General features: G+C 66.7%; 16 protein-coding genes. 6 read left to right on the plus strand and 10 right to left on the minus strand.

The features are described 5' to 3' along the window. Positions 1–28 precede the first annotated feature (28 nt). A complete protein-coding gene (locus BLQ85_RS04750; protein WP_074575818.1) occupies positions 29–1,288 on the minus strand; it encodes an MFS transporter in 1,260 nt (419 codons plus the stop codon). A gap of 103 nt (positions 1,289–1,391) precedes the next feature. Between BLQ85_RS04750 and BLQ85_RS04755 the strand changes: the two genes are divergently transcribed. Next, the gene (locus tag BLQ85_RS04755; protein WP_074575225.1) at positions 1,392–2,219 is read left to right on the plus strand and encodes an AraC family transcriptional regulator; all 828 of its coding nucleotides are present in this window, start codon (positions 1,392–1,394) and stop codon (positions 2,217–2,219) included. An 11-nt stretch (positions 2,220–2,230) separates the two neighbouring features. On the opposite strand, the gene BLQ85_RS04760 is transcribed toward BLQ85_RS04755, so the two are convergent. From BLQ85_RS04760 to BLQ85_RS04775, 4 genes are all read right to left on the minus strand, one after another. Then, positions 2,231–2,809 carry a hypothetical protein gene (locus tag BLQ85_RS04760; protein WP_074575226.1) on the minus strand — a complete coding sequence of 193 codons (579 nt, stop codon included), beginning with the start codon at positions 2,807–2,809 and terminating at the stop codon, positions 2,231–2,233. A 38-nt stretch (positions 2,810–2,847) separates the two neighbouring features. Further along, a complete protein-coding gene (locus BLQ85_RS04765) occupies positions 2,848–3,594 on the minus strand; it encodes a hypothetical protein (RefSeq protein ID WP_074575227.1) in 747 nt (248 codons plus the stop codon). 108 nt (positions 3,595–3,702) lie between these two features. Then, positions 3,703–4,257, minus strand: a complete 555-nt coding sequence (locus BLQ85_RS04770; protein WP_074575228.1) for an RNA polymerase sigma factor — start codon at positions 4,255–4,257, stop codon at positions 3,703–3,705. Further along, complete coding sequence (locus tag BLQ85_RS04775; RefSeq protein ID WP_074575229.1) at positions 4,254–4,472, minus strand: YgaP-like transmembrane domain; 219 nt, start codon at positions 4,470–4,472, stop codon at positions 4,254–4,256. The genes BLQ85_RS04770 and BLQ85_RS04775 overlap by 4 nt, the downstream gene beginning before the upstream one ends. A 147-nt stretch (positions 4,473–4,619) precedes the next feature. On the opposite strand from BLQ85_RS04775, the gene BLQ85_RS04780 reads away from it, so the two are divergent. Then, positions 4,620–5,516 carry a CAP domain-containing protein gene (locus tag BLQ85_RS04780; RefSeq protein ID WP_175456046.1) on the plus strand — a complete coding sequence of 299 codons (897 nt, stop codon included), beginning with the start codon at positions 4,620–4,622 and terminating at the stop codon, positions 5,514–5,516. 10 nt (positions 5,517–5,526) lie between these two features. On the opposite strand, the gene BLQ85_RS04785 is transcribed toward BLQ85_RS04780, so the two are convergent. Further along, positions 5,527–6,960: a coniferyl aldehyde dehydrogenase gene (locus BLQ85_RS04785; protein WP_074575230.1), complete on the minus strand. Its 1,434-nt coding sequence runs from the start codon at positions 6,958–6,960 to the stop codon at positions 5,527–5,529. A gap of 155 nt (positions 6,961–7,115) precedes the next feature. Here BLQ85_RS04785 and BLQ85_RS04790 point away from each other — a divergent pair, with 155 nt between their 5' ends. The 3 genes from BLQ85_RS04790 (at position 7,116) to BLQ85_RS04800 (ending at position 9,812) form a co-directional block, all read left to right on the plus strand. Further along, on the plus strand, positions 7,116–8,048 hold the full coding sequence (locus tag BLQ85_RS04790; RefSeq protein ID WP_074575231.1) for a DnaJ C-terminal domain-containing protein: 933 nt from the start codon (positions 7,116–7,118) through the stop codon (positions 8,046–8,048). A gap of 22 nt (positions 8,049–8,070) precedes the next feature. Next, positions 8,071–9,189 (plus strand): DNA alkylation repair protein, encoded by a 1,119-nt coding sequence (locus tag BLQ85_RS04795; protein WP_254779714.1) that lies wholly within the window; start codon positions 8,071–8,073, stop codon positions 9,187–9,189. 119 nt (positions 9,190–9,308) lie between these two features. After that, complete coding sequence (locus BLQ85_RS04800) at positions 9,309–9,812, plus strand: CreA family protein (protein ID WP_074575232.1); 504 nt, start codon at positions 9,309–9,311, stop codon at positions 9,810–9,812. Between the two features lie 11 nt (positions 9,813–9,823). Here BLQ85_RS04800 and BLQ85_RS04805 read toward each other — a convergent pair whose 3' ends face one another. Next, positions 9,824–10,132, minus strand: coding sequence for a plasmid stabilization protein (locus BLQ85_RS04805; RefSeq protein ID WP_074575233.1), 309 nt, complete (start codon positions 10,130–10,132; stop codon positions 9,824–9,826). Between the two features lie 210 nt (positions 10,133–10,342). On the opposite strand from BLQ85_RS04805, the gene BLQ85_RS04810 reads away from it, so the two are divergent. After that, positions 10,343–11,056 carry a YebC/PmpR family DNA-binding transcriptional regulator gene (locus BLQ85_RS04810; protein ID WP_074575234.1) on the plus strand — a complete coding sequence of 238 codons (714 nt, stop codon included), beginning with the start codon at positions 10,343–10,345 and terminating at the stop codon, positions 11,054–11,056. Positions 11,057–11,061: 5 nt separating this feature from the next. Here BLQ85_RS04810 and BLQ85_RS04815 read toward each other — a convergent pair whose 3' ends face one another. The 3 genes from BLQ85_RS04815 to clpB all read right to left on the minus strand — a co-directional run bounded on the left by BLQ85_RS04815 (position 11,062) and on the right by clpB (position 15,011). Then, a complete protein-coding gene (locus tag BLQ85_RS04815; protein ID WP_074575235.1) occupies positions 11,062–11,397 on the minus strand; it encodes a hypothetical protein in 336 nt (111 codons plus the stop codon). Then, on the minus strand, positions 11,397–12,239 hold the full coding sequence (locus BLQ85_RS04820) for a hypothetical protein (RefSeq protein ID WP_083336750.1): 843 nt from the start codon (positions 12,237–12,239) through the stop codon (positions 11,397–11,399). Before BLQ85_RS04820 ends, BLQ85_RS04815 begins: the two co-directional genes overlap by 1 nt. Positions 12,240–12,410: 171 nt before the next feature. Further along, positions 12,411–15,011, minus strand: coding sequence for an ATP-dependent chaperone ClpB (clpB, locus tag BLQ85_RS04825; protein WP_074575236.1), 2,601 nt, complete (start codon positions 15,009–15,011; stop codon positions 12,411–12,413). Between the last annotated feature and the right edge of the window lie 89 nt (positions 15,012–15,100).

Below are 15,100 nucleotides of genomic sequence, written 5' to 3' on the forward strand. Positions count from 1 at the left end.
ACACAAGCCGCGGCCCGGCCCCGGCTTTCTAGACGGCCGTGGGCAGCCGGCCCGCGGCCGGCAGGGCCGTGCGGCGCACGCGGCGCACATTGAAGGCGCTGGCGATCAGCACCGCCTGCATCAGCGCCAGGCCCAGCAGCACACCGCGGTACTGGCCGTGGTCCATCATCGCGCCGAAAACCAGCGGCGAAACGGCCTGGCCAATGTCCAGGCCCGCGTAGACCACGCCATAGACGCGGCCCGAGGCATTTTCGGGCGTGGAGCGCTTGACCAGCAGGTCGCGCGAGGGCCCGGCGATGCCCGAGGCAAAACCCATGACGCCGAACAGCACAGGCACCACCCAGGCCGGGTAGCTGCCCAGGGCCAGCAGCAGCGCGAACACCGCCGCCACGCTAAAACCCGCGCCCACGATGCGCTCGCAGCGCGCCGGGTCCGAGGCGAGAAAACCGCCGAACACCATGCCGCCGGCGCTGCACACCATATAAATAGTCAGGCACATGGCGACCAGCGGCAGCGGCACCTCATGCAGGTGGCGCGCGGCCTCGGGCGCGAAGGCCTGCACCACGCTGAGCACGATCGCGTACCAGAAGAAAAAGGCAAAACACATCCAGACCGCGGGAATCTTCAAAAAGCCCAGCGAGCTGTCGGCCGCCGGCGCGCCCTTGGCCGGCGCCGTCACGCTCAAGGTCAGCTTGTCACGGTTGGCCACCAGCACCGCCAGCACCGCAAAGGCCAACACACCCGCGCAGGCCAGCGCCACGCGCCAGGAAAACGCGAAGGTCAGCGGTACCAGCATGGCCGGGGCCAATGCCCAGCCCAGGCTGCCGGTGATGCCATGCACGCTGTAGGCATGGCCCAGGCGCGGCGCGCTGACCTTGCGGTTGAGCAGCGTGTAGTCCACAGGGTGGAAGACGCCGTTGCCTACGCCGGCGATCACGGCAAAGCCGGCCATCATCCAGTAGCTGGTGCTGATGGAGTAACCGAAGGCCGCCAGGCCCAGCAAAGTGAGGCCACCGAAGAGGATGGGGCGTGGGCCGAATTTGTCGACCACAAAACCCGACAGCGCCTGCACCGCGCAAGAGGTGACGAAAAAGAGGGTCATCAGAAAGCCGAGCTCGGCATAACTGACGTTAAAGGCTTCCTTCAGCCAGGGAAACAGCGGCGCCAGCAGCAGCTGGCTGAAATGGCTGATCAGGTGGGCGGTGCCGACCAGGCCGATCACGCTGGCGTCCTGCTTGAGTGAAATCGCGTTGCCGGCGGGCGCGGCCGCGGTGCTTGAAGTGTTCATGGCGCTATCGTAGTATTGGCCTTGCCTGCTGAAATGCGACAAATAGCCATGATTCATCGAATTTCAGACAAACCCATGCAAGCCACCGAAACCACGATCCAGCATGCCGCGTAGCACCCCTCTTCGCCTGATGCCGGTGGGCGACACCGACAGCTTCACGCCCAGCCCCAAGCGGCCGGTGCGCGTGCGCGCCCGCTCCATGCCGGCCGACACCCACTTCGAGCCGCATTCCCACGCCTGGGCCCAGCTGGCCTATTGCGCCACCGGCGTCGTGCAGGTCACGGCCGAGAGCGACGGCGCGGGCGGCGAAATCACCTACATCGTGCCGCCCTCGCGCGCGGTGTGGATCGCGCCCGGCGCGCAGCACCACATCACCGTGCTGGAGGCCGCCGAATTCCGCACGCTCTACATTGACGCCAGCGCCACGCCCAAGGGCTGGAGCGGCTGCCGCGTGCTGGTGGTGTCGCCACTGCTGCGCGAATCGATCAGTGCACTCGACGCGGCCTCACCCGAACGCCCACTGGCGCCATCACGCGAACAACTGCTCAGCGGCCTGGTGCTGGACGAACTCACGCATGCCGACATCCAGGCCCTGGGCGTGCCCATGCCGCATCCGCAAACCGGCGACAAGCGGCTGCGCGCCCTGTGCGAGGCGGTGCTGCGCGCGCCGTCCGAGCGGGCCACGCTGGCCGAATGGGCGGCGGACACCGGCGCCAGCGAGCGCACCGTGGCCCGGCTGTTCCGCGACGAGCTGGGCCTGAGCTACCAGCAATGGCGCCAGCAGGCCATCCTGGCCCACGCCCTGCCCCTGCTCACGCGCGGGCTGTCGGTCAGCGCCGTGGCGGCGGCCAGTGGTTATGCCAGCGACAGCGCCTTCACCGCGATGTTCAAGGCGGCGATGGGACAGCCGCCCAGCCATTTCCAGAAATAGGTGCAGCGGGCCTAAAGCTCCCGGGCCGCCTGCCACAGGCCCTGCTTGCCGACGGCGCCATACCAGGCCAGGAAACGCCTGCGCTGGCTTTCAAAAGGCTCGGTCAGCGGCTGCCGCGGGTCCTGGCTCAGCGCATAGGCCATGCCCTCCACAAACCATTGGGGCTTGAACAGCAGGCGCAAGGTGCCGATACGCTCAGCCTGCGCATGGTGGATCAGTTCGTGGCGCACAAAAAAAGACTCCCAGGCGCGCGGGCCTATCACTGTGCCCAGCGTGCCCACGGTGACCGCCGCGCGCGCACCCAGGCCAAACGCGTCGGCACAGGCTTGCGTCGCGCAAAAAATCACGCGGGGTTTGCCTTTGAAGGGACCCAGCAGTTCCGGCACAAAAGCCACGGCCTCCGCGTACAGGCCGGCGGCCTCTACCAGCCGGGTGGGGTCGTCGACGCAGACCGACGCGTTCAGGCAGCTCACGCCCGCCAGAGTTGGCGCGACCACCCGCACGGGCTTGACCGCGAACCAGGTGATCAAGGGTACCGCCGCCAGCATCACCAGCAGGCGGACTTTGAATGAGGGGCGGCCCAGGCGCATTCGATGCCGGTCAGCGACAAGGCCCGGGCACGTGGTCTTCAGCGGCGGTCAAATGCCGCATTCAGCCGGCGCAGCAAGGGCTTGTTGAGCTCCCGGGTGTGCCGGTTCCAGCGGTCCATGGAGCGCTGCAGTTCAATTTGCAGGCGCGCGCTGGTGGCGGTGTCGCCGGTGGTCGCGGCCCAGATGGCGTATTCGGCGCGGCTTTCGAAACTGCCGAAACGCTCCACCGCGGATTCGAATTCCACCCTGGCGTCCACGCCCCTGCCGGCGCCGGCCAGCGCCTGCGCCAGCAACAGCGAAACCTGTTCCGCGCGGAAGCCGGCGTCGGTCTTTCGGATGAACTCCAGGTGGGTAATCGCCTCGGCATAACGTTCGCAGGCGAAATAGGCGCGCGACGCGCCCAGCCTGATCTCCAGGTCGGACGCGAACGGGCCCTTGAGGCAGGCGTCGTAGCTCTGCGCGGCCTCCAGGGGCTGGCCGGCTTCCAGCAGCGCGGCGGCCAGCCGCATCTGGTTCTGCGCGGTCGGCGTGTAGTCGAAGGCGGCATGCGCCTCCTTGAGTTCGCGCGTGGGATTGAGTGTCTTCGCGGCGGCGGCCACCACCTTGCGCGCGCCGCGTTCGAGCCGCGAGTCCGGCAGGTAGACCGCCAGGAAGTAGACAATGCTGCCCAGCAGGGGGAAGGAGAACAGGATGATCAGCCAGTACAGCTGCTGGCCGCTGCGCAGGGCGTGAACGGCGAAGAACACCGCCACAAAAAAATGCAATCCCAATCCGACAAAAGGCATGACCACCCCTCCAGGTTATTTTGGGGGCCATTCTACGGGGGTGCCAAGGCTGCTACCCCATGCTTTCGACCGCCGGTGGGGGTTCCGAGGACGACCGGTAGCCGGTGCTCATCGCAGGCCGTCGATACCGCCATCCTTGTTCCAGTAGCCGCTGGCCATCAGGCGCTCCCGCACCATGGCGCGCGCCCGGTGCAGCCGGCTCTTGACCGCCTCCACGCCCAGGCCCAGTTGCTGCGCCACCTCGGGCGCCGTGAGCTCATCGACGTCACGCAGGATCAGCACCTCCCGCCAGGCTTCGGGTAAGGCGGCGATGGCGCGGCTCAAATCCAGCCGCAAGTCCAGCGGCAGCGCCTGCGCCGCGACGGCCTCCACATCGACGCCCTCCTGGCCCTGCGCACCCTTGCGGCCGCGAAACAGGCGAAAGCATTCGCGCTCGACGATGCGAAACAGCCAGACGGCAAAGGTCGCCGCGGTGCGCAGCGCGCCTATCTTGCGGTAAAGCTGCCACAGCGCGGCCTGCACCGCGTCTTCGGCATCCTCGGCGCTGGAACAGGTGCGGCGCGCAAAACGTTTGAGGTCGGGCTGGCACTGCGTGAGCAACTGGGCGATGGCCTGGGTGTCGCCGCCGCGCGCGGCATCCACGAGTTGGGCGCTGGCTTTCATGGTTTACCTTTGGCCACGGGCTTGCGGCCGACAAGCGCGCAAGCGGGGCAAAAGCCGGCAATACCCGTCAGGCCCAGCCCCGCCGCGCCGGCCAGGGCAAGCGCCATGGGCCAGCCGGCCGGCAGCCACAGCAGGCCGGCGCAGGCCAGCAGCAGCGCGCCGCCCAGACGCAGGGCCCGCTCCCAGGCGGGAAGATTTCGTTGCAGGAAAAACATCAGGAACTCCTTGGCTGTGGTGAATGCTGACAAAGAGGCCCGCCGATGCCAAAAGGGTTCGGATTCGTCGAAATTATCGTATCGGCTCGCCGTGACTATGCCGGGAGCCCGTGCCGCGCGCGCTGCACGGCTGGCTATCATGGGTGCATGCATATCTTGAGCGGGCTGGCGAAAGCGCAAATCGGATGGCCGCGCGCCGCCGGCTGCGCGGCGCTGGCCTTTTTGCTGGCCGCCACCGGCCCGGCGCAAGCGCAATCCGCGGCACAAAGCCACCCGGCGCTGCTGCGCGCGCTGAACGCCTTGCGCCAGCAAGGCTGCGGAAAAGGCAGCCGCCCGGCCGCCCCGCTGCGTGAAAATGCCGCGCTGTCGCGCGCCGCCTCCCTGATCGCGGACGGCCGCAAGCTCGACAGCGCGCTCCAAACCGTGGACTACCGCGCCGTCAGTACCCTGCAGATCACGGTGCGCGGCGCCAGCGGGGCCGCGGCCCTGGCGCCCAAGGCGCTGGGCGGCTCTTGCGGCGCCGCCCTGCACGCTGAACTGCTGGAGGCCGGTTTCCACCAGCGCGGCACCCAAACCTGGGTCGTGCTAGCCGCGCCCTTTTCGCCGCCGGCCGCAGCGCAGGCCGAAGAGGTGCAGGCGCGGGTGCTGGCACTGGTCAACGAAGCGCGCTCCCGGCCGCAGCGCTGCGGCGACAAGGCATTCGCGCCGGCGCCGCCGCTGCGGCTCAACCCCACGCTGAGCGGCATTGCAAGCGCCCATGCGGGCGACATGGCGCGCCACGGCTACTTCAGCCACACCGGCCGCGACGGCAGCACGGTGGACGGCCGGGCCACGCGCGCCGGCTACGCCTGGGAGGCCATCGGCGAAAACATCGCCGCCGGCCAGCTGAGCGCCGATGCGGCCATGCGCGGCTGGATGAACAGTCCCGGCCACTGCGCCAACATCATGTCGCCGGCTTTCAGCGAAATGGGCGCCGCCTTTGTGGTGAACAGGCAGAGCAGCCAGGGGATTTATTGGACGCAGGTGTTCGGGACGGCGCCTTGACGGCCCAGCGCTAGATCAGGCGCTTGAGCAAGCCCATCACCTGCTCAAACCGCTTGCCATAAGGCGGGTAAAACAAATCCCCGCGCGCCCACTTCGATTGCAGCATCACCGGTTTTTGCTGCGAGAGGCGCAGGAAGCCGGTTTCGCCGTGGTAGGCACCCCAGCCGCTGTCGCCGACGCCGCCAAAGGGCAGGTTTTCATGGGCGATGTGCATCAGCGTGTCGTTCACCGTGACGCCGCCGCTCACGGTGCGCGCCAGCACATGGTCGCGCGAGCCGGTGTCGGTGCCGAACCAGTACAGGGCCAGCGGCCGCGGCCTGGCGTTGACGTAGCGGATCGCCTCGTCGATGGCCGTGTAGGGAATCACCGGCAGTATGGGGCCGAAGATTTCCTCGCTGAGCAGTTTCGAGCCGGCCGGCAGGTCAAACACCAGCACCGGCGCCATCTGCCGCGAAGCCGCAGCCACGCCAGCCATACCTGCGGTGTCGGGCTGGACGGCCTGCAGGCGCGCGCCCTCGCCTTCGGCCTGCGCCAGCAGCGCCTGCAGCCGCTCCAGGTGGCGCGGGCTGATGATGGCCGCGTAGTCGGGGTTGCCGATGATGGTGGGAAACAGCGTCGCCACGGCGCGGGCAAAGGCCTCGCCAAACGCGGTTTCGCTGCCCCGGGGCAGCAGCACGTAGTCGGGCGCGATGCAGGTCTGGCCGGCGTTGAGCAGCTTGCCGTGCGCGATCTTGATGGCGGCCTTGTCGATGTCGCAGGAGGCATCGATGATGCAGGGGGACTTGCCGCCCAGCTCCAGCGTGGTCGGCGTCAGGTTGGCGGCGGCGGCCTCGGCCACCTTGCGGCCCACGGCGGTAGAACCGGTGAAAAACAGGTGGTCAAACGGCAGGCCGGCGAATTCGGCGGCCAGCTGGCCGTCGCCCTGCACCACGCAAAGCTCGTCGGGCGCAAAGGATTGCCCCAGCAGCGTCGCCAGCAGTTCCGAGGTGCGCGGCGTCAGTTCGCTGGGCTTGAGCATCACGCGGTTGCCCGCGGCCAGCGCCGTGATGACCGGGCCCAGCGAAAGCTGCACCGGATAGTTCCACGGCGAGATCACGCCCACCACGCCCAGCGGCTGGCGCTGCAAATAGGCGCGTGCGGGCTGCAGGTATAGCGGCGTGCGCACCTTGACGGGCTTCATCCAGCGGGGCAGTTGCCTGAGCGTGCTGGACAGCAGCGAGCGCAGCACAAAAATGTCGGCGATTTCAGTGAGCTGGGGCGAGCGCACGCCGAAGTCGGCATTGACGGCTTGCGCCAGTTCGGCGCCGTGCTGGTCCAGCAAGGCGCGTATGCGCAGCAGGCGGTCCCGGCGCAGCGCCAGCGGTACCTCGGCCTGTGCGCGGCTGGTCTGGTGCTGGGCGTCAAACAGGGTACGAAGCGGTGTCCGGGGGGTGCTGGAAATCATCCGGCCATGATAGGGAGCGCCGGGCCCGCGCAGTAGGGGCGCAACTCCAGCGCGACTGCGGGTTGACCCTGGGGCTGCCGTCCCCATTTATGAGGTTGACGGCGGCTGCCCGACAGGGCGGCCGCCAGCTAAACCCATCCTGGCAAAGGTATTTCATGGAATACAAGGACTATTACAAGATCATGGGCGTGGCGCGCGATGCCACGCCCGATGAGCTCAAAAAAGCCCATCGCAAGCTGGCGCGCAAATACCACCCCGACGTCAGCAAGGAAAAAAACGCCGAGGCGCGCTTCAAGGAAATTGCCGAAGCCTACGAGGTGCTGCGCGACCCCGAAAAACGCGCCGCCTACGACAGGCTGGGCGCCAACTGGCAGGCCGGGCAGGAGTTCCGGCCGCCGCCGGGCTGGCAGGCCCGCGAGCAAGCCGAAGGCCGCGGATTTTTCGGCGAGGCCGGGGGCTTTGACCACAGCGACTTTTTTGACGCCATCTTCCGCGGCATGGGTGCCGACCTGGGCGGCGGCGGCTTCGGTGGTTTCGACACGGGCGGCGAGGACCAGCACGCGAAGATACAGATCACCCTCGAGGACGCCTACCAGGGCGCCACCCGCACGCTGCAGCTCAGCGTGCCCGGCAAGCGCGGCCAGGCGCGCAGCATTGAATTCACCATCCCCAAGGGTATACGCGCCGGCCAGCAAATCCGCCTGGCCGGCCAGGGCGCGCCCGGCACCGGCAAGAGCGGCGCCGGCGACCTCTACCTGGAGGTGGAATTCCTGCCGCACAAGCTCTACCGCGCCGAGGGCCGCGACGTCTCCATGACTCTGCCCGTGGCGCCCTGGGAGGCCGCCCTGGGGGCGCAGGTCGAGGCACCCACGCCCACGGGCTGGGTCGAAGTCACCATCCCGGCGGGTTCGTCGCCGGGCAGCAAGCTCAGGCTCAAGGGCCGGGGCCTGCCGGGCAAGCCAGCGGGCGACTTCTACTTTGTGCTGCAACTGGCGCAGCCGCCGGCCGGCAGCAAGGCCGCCAAAAAGGCCTATGAAGACATGGCCGAGGCGTTCAAGACCTTCGACCCACGGACCGCTTTGCAATAAGCAGCCTGGAAAAAAGCGTGCGATGGCAGAATCGGTCGCCATGCCCGACACCGCCGCACCCGCCCTGAAAAACATCTTCGATCCCGCGCGTTATCGCCACATCGCGGCGGAGACCGCGGCGGTCTACCCGCGTTTTGACAGCAAGCAATTCCTGGCGCTGGCGCTGCCCGGGCTGGACGCGCTGTCGCTGATGCAGCGCCTGCGGCGCACCAGCGAATGCCTGCACGCCACGCTGCCCGCCGACTACCGCAAGAGCATCGCCATCCTGCGCAAGCTCGCGCCGCGCATCAACAGCGGCTTTGTGACCCTGGTGCTGCCGGACTATGTGGGCCTGTACGGGCGCGAGGACTTTGACACCTCCATGGAGGCGCTCAAATTTTTCACCACCTTCGGCAGCTCGGAGTTCGCAATTCGCGAATTCATCCGCCAGGACCCTGGGCGCACGCTGGCCGTGATGAAGACCTGGGCCAAGGACAAGAGCGAGCATGTGCGGCGCCTGGCCAGCGAAGGCAGCCGCCCTCGCCTGCCCTGGTCTTTCCGGCTGGATGCCTTGATGGCCGACCCTGAGCTGGCCGCGCCCATCCTGGAAGCGCTCAAGGCCGACGGCAGCCTCTATGTGCGCAAGTCGGTGGCCAACCACCTCAACGACATCACCAAGCTGCACCCGGCGTGGGTGCTGGGGCGCCTGAAAGGCTGGCCGCTGGAGAACCCGCACACCGCGTGGATCGCGCGGCATGCGTTGCGCACGTTGATCAAACAGGGCGACAAACAGGCGCTGGGCGTGATAGGCGCCGGCAAAAAAGCGGCCGTCAGCATCAGCGGCTTTTCCGTCAGCCCAAAAAAACTCAGCCTGGGCGAGCGCCTGGAGCTGTCGTTCACGCTGCAGTCCACCTCGCGCCGGAGCCAGCGCCTGGTGGTGGACTACGCGATCCACTACGTCAAAAAGGCCGGCAGCAGTTCGGCCAAGGTCTTCAAGCTCAAGGAACTGGACCTGGCGCCGGGCCAGAGCCTGCAGCTTTCGCGCAGCCAGGTGGTGCGCGACTTCACGACCCGCGTGCACCATGCGGGCCGCCATGAGGTGGACATCATGGTCAATGGCGAGCGCCTGGCCAGCGGCTTTTTTGAGCTTTTAAAGCCTTGAGCTGACATTTGCTTGCCCTTCTTGCACAGGGGCGGTTTGCACGGCGCGCGGGTTTTGTACATTAGAAACCCGGGCCGCGCGAGCCCACGGCATCCAACACATACCAGGAGGGATATTCCATGAGCACCCAATACCTACGGCGCCTGCGCCCCGCCTTCAGCACGCTAAGCCTGCTGCTGCTCCTGTCCGCCTGCGGCGGCGCGGGCGGCGAGGAAATCGGCGCGGTGGACACCGTGTTCAAGTTCATAGGCCCGGACCACAAGATCGTGGTCGACGCCTATGACGATCCCAAGGTCGCCGGCGTCACTTGCTATGTGTCGCGCGCCAAGACCGGCGGCCTCAAGGGCGCGTTCGGCCTGGCCGAGGACAAGGCCGAAGCCTCCATCGCCTGCCGGCAGACCGGCGTCATCAGCTTTGGCGACAAGCCGCTGGACAAGCAGGAAGAGATGTTCAGCGAGCGCATCTCGCTGGTCTTCAAGCGGCTGCGCGTGGTGCGCATGATAGACACCAAACGCAACACGCTGGTCTACCTGACCTATTCGGACCGCGTCATTGAAGGCTCGCCGCAAAACAGCGTCACGGCCGTTCCGGTGCCGGCCGGCACCGTGATCCCGGTCAAGTAAACCAGCTAGCCTTATTTCGAAGCGGCGTTCCGCTTGCGCGTCGCCGCGGCCTTTTTGGCAGAGGCCGAGCGCTCGGCCGCGGGGCGTGACGCAGCCGCCGCGCCGCCTAGCCGCCCGCCCTTGCGCGAAGGCGCATGGTTTTCCGCCTTGCCGCGGCCCGAGCCGGATTTTTTGCCGCCGCCAGTTTCCTTGTTCACCGTGGCCCAGGCGCGCCGCTCGGCCTCTTCCTTGCCGACGCCGCGGTCCCTGTAGCCTTCCTCGATGTGTTCCGCCTTGCGCTGTTGTTTGTCGGTATAGGCCGATTTGTCACCTCTTGGCATGTCAGCTCCTTTCCATGTTGACAGGGGTCCAACTTAGGCGCCGCGCCGCCGGCGTTCAGGCGGAAAGCGACTGAAATTCGCGTCGGTGCCGTCCTACTGTCCCGGTCGCGCCGTATGGGTGTATAACCGGAGACCCCCGGGTCGCGCGGCGCGTGATTGACGCTTTGCCGCAGGGCCCCCCGGATACAACAACAGCAAGGAAGAACAGACATGGGCGCGCAGTGGAAAGCAAAAGGCAAGGAACTGGCCGCGAACGCCAGGGGCCGCTTGTTCGGCAAACTGGCCAAGGAAATCATGGTGGCGGCGCGCAACGGCGCGGACCCGGCCTCGAACGCGCGCCTGCGCCTGGTGGTGGAGCAGGCCCGCAAGGTCTCCATGCCCAAGGACACCCTGGAGCGGGCCATCAAGAAAGGCGCCGGCCTGACCGGCGACACCGTGCATTTCGAGCACGTGATCTATGAAGGCTTCGCGCCGCACCGCGTGCCCCTCATGGTCGAATGCCTGACCGACAACCTCAACCGCACGGCCTCGGAAATCCGCGTGCTGTTCCGCAAGGGGCACCTGGGCACCTCGGGCTCGGTCTCCTGGGACTTCGACCACGTCGGCATGATTGAAGCCGAGCCGCAAGTGGCCGGCGCCGACCCCGAACTCGCCGCGATTGAAGCGGGCGCCCAGGACTTTGAGCCGGGCCATGAAGAAGGCACGACGACCTTCCTGACCGACCACGCCGACCTGGACATCGTGAGCCGCGCCCTGCCTGCGCAAGGCTTTACCGTGCTGTCGGCCAAGCTGGGCTACAAGGCCAAAAACCCCATCAGCCCAGCCAGCCTGAGCGCCGCCGAACTCGAAGAGGTCGAGGCCTTCCTGGCGGCCGTCGATGCCAACGATGACGTGCAGAACATCTTTGTGGGCCTGGGCGACTGAGCCGGCTACTTGGCTGGCACCTCGTAGCGGGGCCGTATCCGGGTTTTCTGCACGACGCCTGCCGGCGTGAACAGGACCACGAACTCGGCACCCGGTGTTTCGCTTTTGGGGGGCTTCTCCCGGTAAGCCCAGACCTCATAGCCGCTGTCAAAGCGGACCACGGTGGCGGGGCCCAGTGCGGCAGCGACATCGGCCTTGGTGCTGGTGCCCGGGACCAACAGGGCCTGCGCCCCCTGCATGGACAGCTGGCTGTCGCGGAAAGGCGGGCGTGTTTCCTCAGGCGTGGCCGCGCAGCCCGCCAGCACCAGGCTGATGCAGGCCAGCAGCTTGCCCGGTGCCATCACCCGCCCTCCATGTAGTCAAACTCGACCAGCGTGTCGTCGGGCCAGCTGCGGTCGCCCAGCGGCAGGAAATAGGTGCGGTCCACCAGCACTTCGCAGTCGCAGTCGGGCAGGTCCTTGTCCAGCTTGGGGTCGTCGCTCGCGGCGGCGTACAGCATGACCAGGGGCAAGACTTCCCGGCGCGCGCCGGCCGTCAGCGTGACGCTGAACAGCGGCCGCTCGGAAAAGAACAGGTAGAGCGGCACCTTCTTGTCGCAATAAGCCGGCGTGTCGAACACGGCGCCGGCAATCCGATCCACCACACCGCCGCTGCGCGAGACCAGGCCGGCCTCCATGCCCACCCTGCACTCCAGCCGTAAATCACCCAGGCGCCGCGTGCCCGGCGGCAGGCCCGGCGTGCGGATCTCTGTGCGCCAGGTCATGCTTTGCGCCTTGCGGTTGGGAATGACCTGCGCATCCTCGGCAAAAGCCTTGGTATCCCGCGGCAGGCTGAAAGTCTGGTCGGGCGCGATGGCCACGGGAAAGTCCACGGTCGTGCCAATGACCTCCATGGCAATCGCATTCATGTCGGTCTCGCGCCGCCGCGGCAGCAGCTTGAAGCGCAGCGAGGCATTGGGCGCCAGGCTTTTTTCGCGCTCAAAGAGGTCCATGCCACGAATCATTTTCCGGTAGGACTTCTCGACCGGGTCGCTGTTGGCCTTGGCACTGATGGTCACCGGCCGCAGGGTGCGCACGCCCGGGTCCGGGGTGCCAGGGGCCTGGGCACCGGCCTGCGGGGCAACAGCCATGCCTGCCGCCAGGCAGGCGGTGCGCAGCGCGGCGCGGGCAAGGCGATTGGGCATGGCGTATCCGATGGGCAGAAGCCCATGGTAGGACGCGCGCGGCAGTGCTGCTGTAGGACGATTCCAGCATTTCCCCATGGCACAGCCGTAAAAAAACCCGCCCCGACGGGAGCCGGAGCGGGCTGTGAGGCTCACCATGAAAACGGTGGCCCGGAGCCTGTCAACAGGCCTCTAGTGAACCGTCGATTCAAACCTGAACACGCCCGGCTCGCGGATAGGGTCCACGTCCACCGGTATCGTGCTCTTGGGCGAGAAGCGCCCTTCGAGCAGCAGCTTGCTCAGCGGGTTCTCGATGCGCTGCTGGATGGCGCGCTTGAGCGGCCTGGCGCCGAACACCGGGTCGAAGCCGACCTTGGCAAGCTCGGCGATTGCCGCTTCCGACACATCCAGCGTGAGGTCCATCTTCCGCAGCCGGGCGATCAGCACCTTGAGCTGTATCCGGGCGATGGACTCGATGTTCTTCGCATCCAGCGCGTGGAACACCACGGTCTCGTCAATCCGGTTCAGGAACTCGGGCCGGAAATAGTTCTTGAGCTCATCGGTCACCGCTTCCTTGATCTCTTCCGTCGGCTTGCCGACCATGGACTGGATGATGGGCGAGCCGATGTTGCTGGTCATGACGATCACGGTATTCTTGAAGTCCACCGTGCGGCCCTGCCCGTCCGTGAGACGCCCGTCGTCCAGCACCTGCAGCAGCACATTGAACACGTCGGGGTGGGCTTTTTCGACCTCGTCGAGCAGCAGCACGCTATAGGGCTTGCGGCGCACGGCCTCGGTCAGGTAGCCGCCCTCCTCATAGCCCACATAACCCGGGGGCGCGCCTATCAAGCGGGCCACCGAATGCTTTTCCATGAATTCGCTCATGTCGACGCGCACCAGGTGGTCTTCGCTGTCGAACAGGAAGCCGGCCAGCGCCTTGCACAGCTCGGTCTTGCCCACGCCCGTGGGGCCCAGGAACAGGAAGGAGCCGGTCGGGCGGTTCGGGTCGCTCAGGCCCGAGCGCGAGCGGCGTATGGCGTTGGCCACCGCGCTGATGGCTTCGTCCTGGCCGACCACGCGCTCATGCAGCTTGCCTTCCATCTGCAGCAGCTTGTCGCGCTCGCCCTGCATCAGTTTGCTGACCGGGATGCCGGTGGCGCGCGCCACAACCTCGGCGATCTCTTCGGCGCCGACCTGGGTGCGCAGCAGCGTGGGCGCGTTGGACTTGCCCTTGCTGGCTTCGCTGTCCTGCGCTTCCTTGAGGCGCTTTTCAAGCTCAGGCAGCTTGCCGTATTGCAGCTCGGCGACCTTGTTGAAGTCGCCCTTGCGGGTGAACTCCTCGATCTGGAAGCGGATCCGGTCGATTTCCTCCATGACGTCCTTGGAGCCCAGTGCCTGGGCTTTTTCGGCTTGCCAGATTTCATCGAGGTCGGAGATCTCTTTTTGCAGCTTGGCGATTTCCTCTTCGATGAGCTCGAAGCGTTTTTGCGAGGCTTCGTCTTTTTCGCGGCGCACGGCTTCGCGCTCGATCTGCAGCTGGATCAGGCGGCGGTCCAGCCTGTCCATGACCTCGGGCTTGGAGTCCATCTCGATCTTGATCTTGGCGGCGGCTTCGTCGATCAGGTCGATGGCCTTGTCGGGCAGGAAGCGGTCGGTGATGTAACGGTGGCTCAGTTCGGCCGCGGCCACGATGGCCGGGTCGGTGATCTGCACGCCGTGGTGCGCTTCGTATTTTTCCTGCAGGCCGCGCAGGATGGCGATGGTGGCCTCCACCGTGGGCTCGCCCACCAGGATTTTTTGGAAGCGGCGCTCCAGGGCGGCGTCTTTTTCGATGTACTTGCGGTATTCGTCCAGCGTGGTGGCGCCCACGCAGTGCAGTTCGCCGCGCGCCAGCGCCGGTTTGAGCATATTGCCGGCGTCCATCGCGCCTTCGGCCTTGCCGGCGCCCACCATGGTGTGCAGCTCGTCGATAAAGACGATGGTCTGGCCTTCGTCCTTGGCCAGTTCATTGAGCACGGATTTCAGGCGCTCTTCAAACTCGCCGCGAAACTTGGCGCCGGCCAGCAGCGCGGCCATGTCAAGCGAGAGCACACGCTTGCCCTTGAGGGAGTCGGGCACTTCGCCGGCCACGATGCGCTGGGCCAGGCCTTCGACGATGGCGGTCTTGCCGACGCCGGGCTCGCCGATCAGCACGGGGTTGTTTTTGGTGCGGCGCTGCAGCACCTGGATGGCGCGGCGGATTTCATCATCGCGGCCTATGACCGGGTCCAGCTTGCCCAGGCGGGCGCGCTCGGTCAGGTCCATGCAGTATTTCTTGAGGGCTTCGCGCTGGCCTTCGGCGTCGGCGCTGTTCACGCCCTGGCCGCCGCGCACCGCGTCAATCGCCGCTTCGAGTGCCTTGCGGGTCAGGCCGTTCTCTTTGGCCAGGCGGCCCACGTCGCTCTTGCTGTCGGCCACGGCCAGCAAAAAGAGTTCACCGGCGATGAACTGGTCATTGCGTTTGATGGCTTCTTTTTCAGTGGCCTGCAGCAGCTTGGCGAGCTCGGAGCCGACCTGGATCTGGTCCTGGCCCTGCACCTGGGGCAGTTTTTTGACGGCGGCGTCGGCGGCCTGCGTGAGGCCGCCCACGTTGACGCCGGCCCTTTCCAGCAGCGCGCGCGGGCCGTCGTCCTGGCGCAGCATGGCAGCCAGCAGGTGAACCGGCTCGATGTAGCCGTTGTCATTGCCCAGCGCGAGGGATTGCGCGTCGCTCAGGGCTTCCTGGAATTTGGTCGTGAGTTTGTCTTGTCGCATGAATAGGGCTCCGTGGATTCCGGCAGGCCTGGCTCCAAGCCCATCCGGATGGGTGTTGCACAGTATCTGGGGAGCCGGGGCCGGTTTTC

The sequence above is a fragment of the Polaromonas sp. JS666 genome (assembly GCF_900103405.1).
In the GTDB taxonomy this organism is placed as follows: Bacteria; Pseudomonadota; Gammaproteobacteria; order Burkholderiales; family Burkholderiaceae_C; genus Polaromonas.

What these genes read in the sequence shown, in the direction of transcription:
- BLQ85_RS04810 (WP_074575234.1), top strand. Translation starts at nt 10,343, where the DNA reads ATGGGCGCGCAGTGGAAAGCAAAAGGCAAGGAACTGGCCGCGAACGCC.
- BLQ85_RS04765 (WP_074575227.1), bottom strand. Translation starts at nt 3,594, where the DNA reads ATGCCTTTTGTCGGATTGGGATTGCATTTTTTTGTGGCGGTGTTCTTC.
- BLQ85_RS04820 (WP_083336750.1), bottom strand. Translation starts at nt 12,239, where the DNA reads ATGCCCAATCGCCTTGCCCGCGCCGCGCTGCGCACCGCCTGCCTGGCG.
- BLQ85_RS04785 (WP_074575230.1), bottom strand. Translation starts at nt 6,960, where the DNA reads ATGATTTCCAGCACCCCCCGGACACCGCTTCGTACCCTGTTTGACGCC.
- BLQ85_RS04770 (WP_074575228.1), bottom strand. Translation starts at nt 4,257, where the DNA reads ATGAAAGCCAGCGCCCAACTCGTGGATGCCGCGCGCGGCGGCGACACC.
- clpB (WP_074575236.1), bottom strand. Translation starts at nt 15,011, where the DNA reads ATGCGACAAGACAAACTCACGACCAAATTCCAGGAAGCCCTGAGCGAC.
- BLQ85_RS04800 (WP_074575232.1), top strand. Translation starts at nt 9,309, where the DNA reads ATGAGCACCCAATACCTACGGCGCCTGCGCCCCGCCTTCAGCACGCTA.
- BLQ85_RS04775 (WP_074575229.1), bottom strand. Translation starts at nt 4,472, where the DNA reads ATGTTTTTCCTGCAACGAAATCTTCCCGCCTGGGAGCGGGCCCTGCGT.
- BLQ85_RS04805 (WP_074575233.1), bottom strand. Translation starts at nt 10,132, where the DNA reads ATGCCAAGAGGTGACAAATCGGCCTATACCGACAAACAACAGCGCAAG.
- BLQ85_RS04790 (WP_074575231.1), top strand. Translation starts at nt 7,116, where the DNA reads ATGGAATACAAGGACTATTACAAGATCATGGGCGTGGCGCGCGATGCC.
- BLQ85_RS04795 (WP_254779714.1), top strand. Translation starts at nt 8,071, where the DNA reads ATGGCAGAATCGGTCGCCATGCCCGACACCGCCGCACCCGCCCTGAAA.
- BLQ85_RS04780 (WP_175456046.1), top strand. Translation starts at nt 4,620, where the DNA reads ATGCATATCTTGAGCGGGCTGGCGAAAGCGCAAATCGGATGGCCGCGC.
- BLQ85_RS04750 (WP_074575818.1), bottom strand. Translation starts at nt 1,288, where the DNA reads ATGAACACTTCAAGCACCGCGGCCGCGCCCGCCGGCAACGCGATTTCA.
- BLQ85_RS04755 (WP_074575225.1), top strand. Translation starts at nt 1,392, where the DNA reads ATGCCGCGTAGCACCCCTCTTCGCCTGATGCCGGTGGGCGACACCGAC.
- BLQ85_RS04815 (WP_074575235.1), bottom strand. Translation starts at nt 11,397, where the DNA reads ATGGCACCGGGCAAGCTGCTGGCCTGCATCAGCCTGGTGCTGGCGGGC.
- BLQ85_RS04760 (WP_074575226.1), bottom strand. Translation starts at nt 2,809, where the DNA reads ATGCGCCTGGGCCGCCCCTCATTCAAAGTCCGCCTGCTGGTGATGCTG.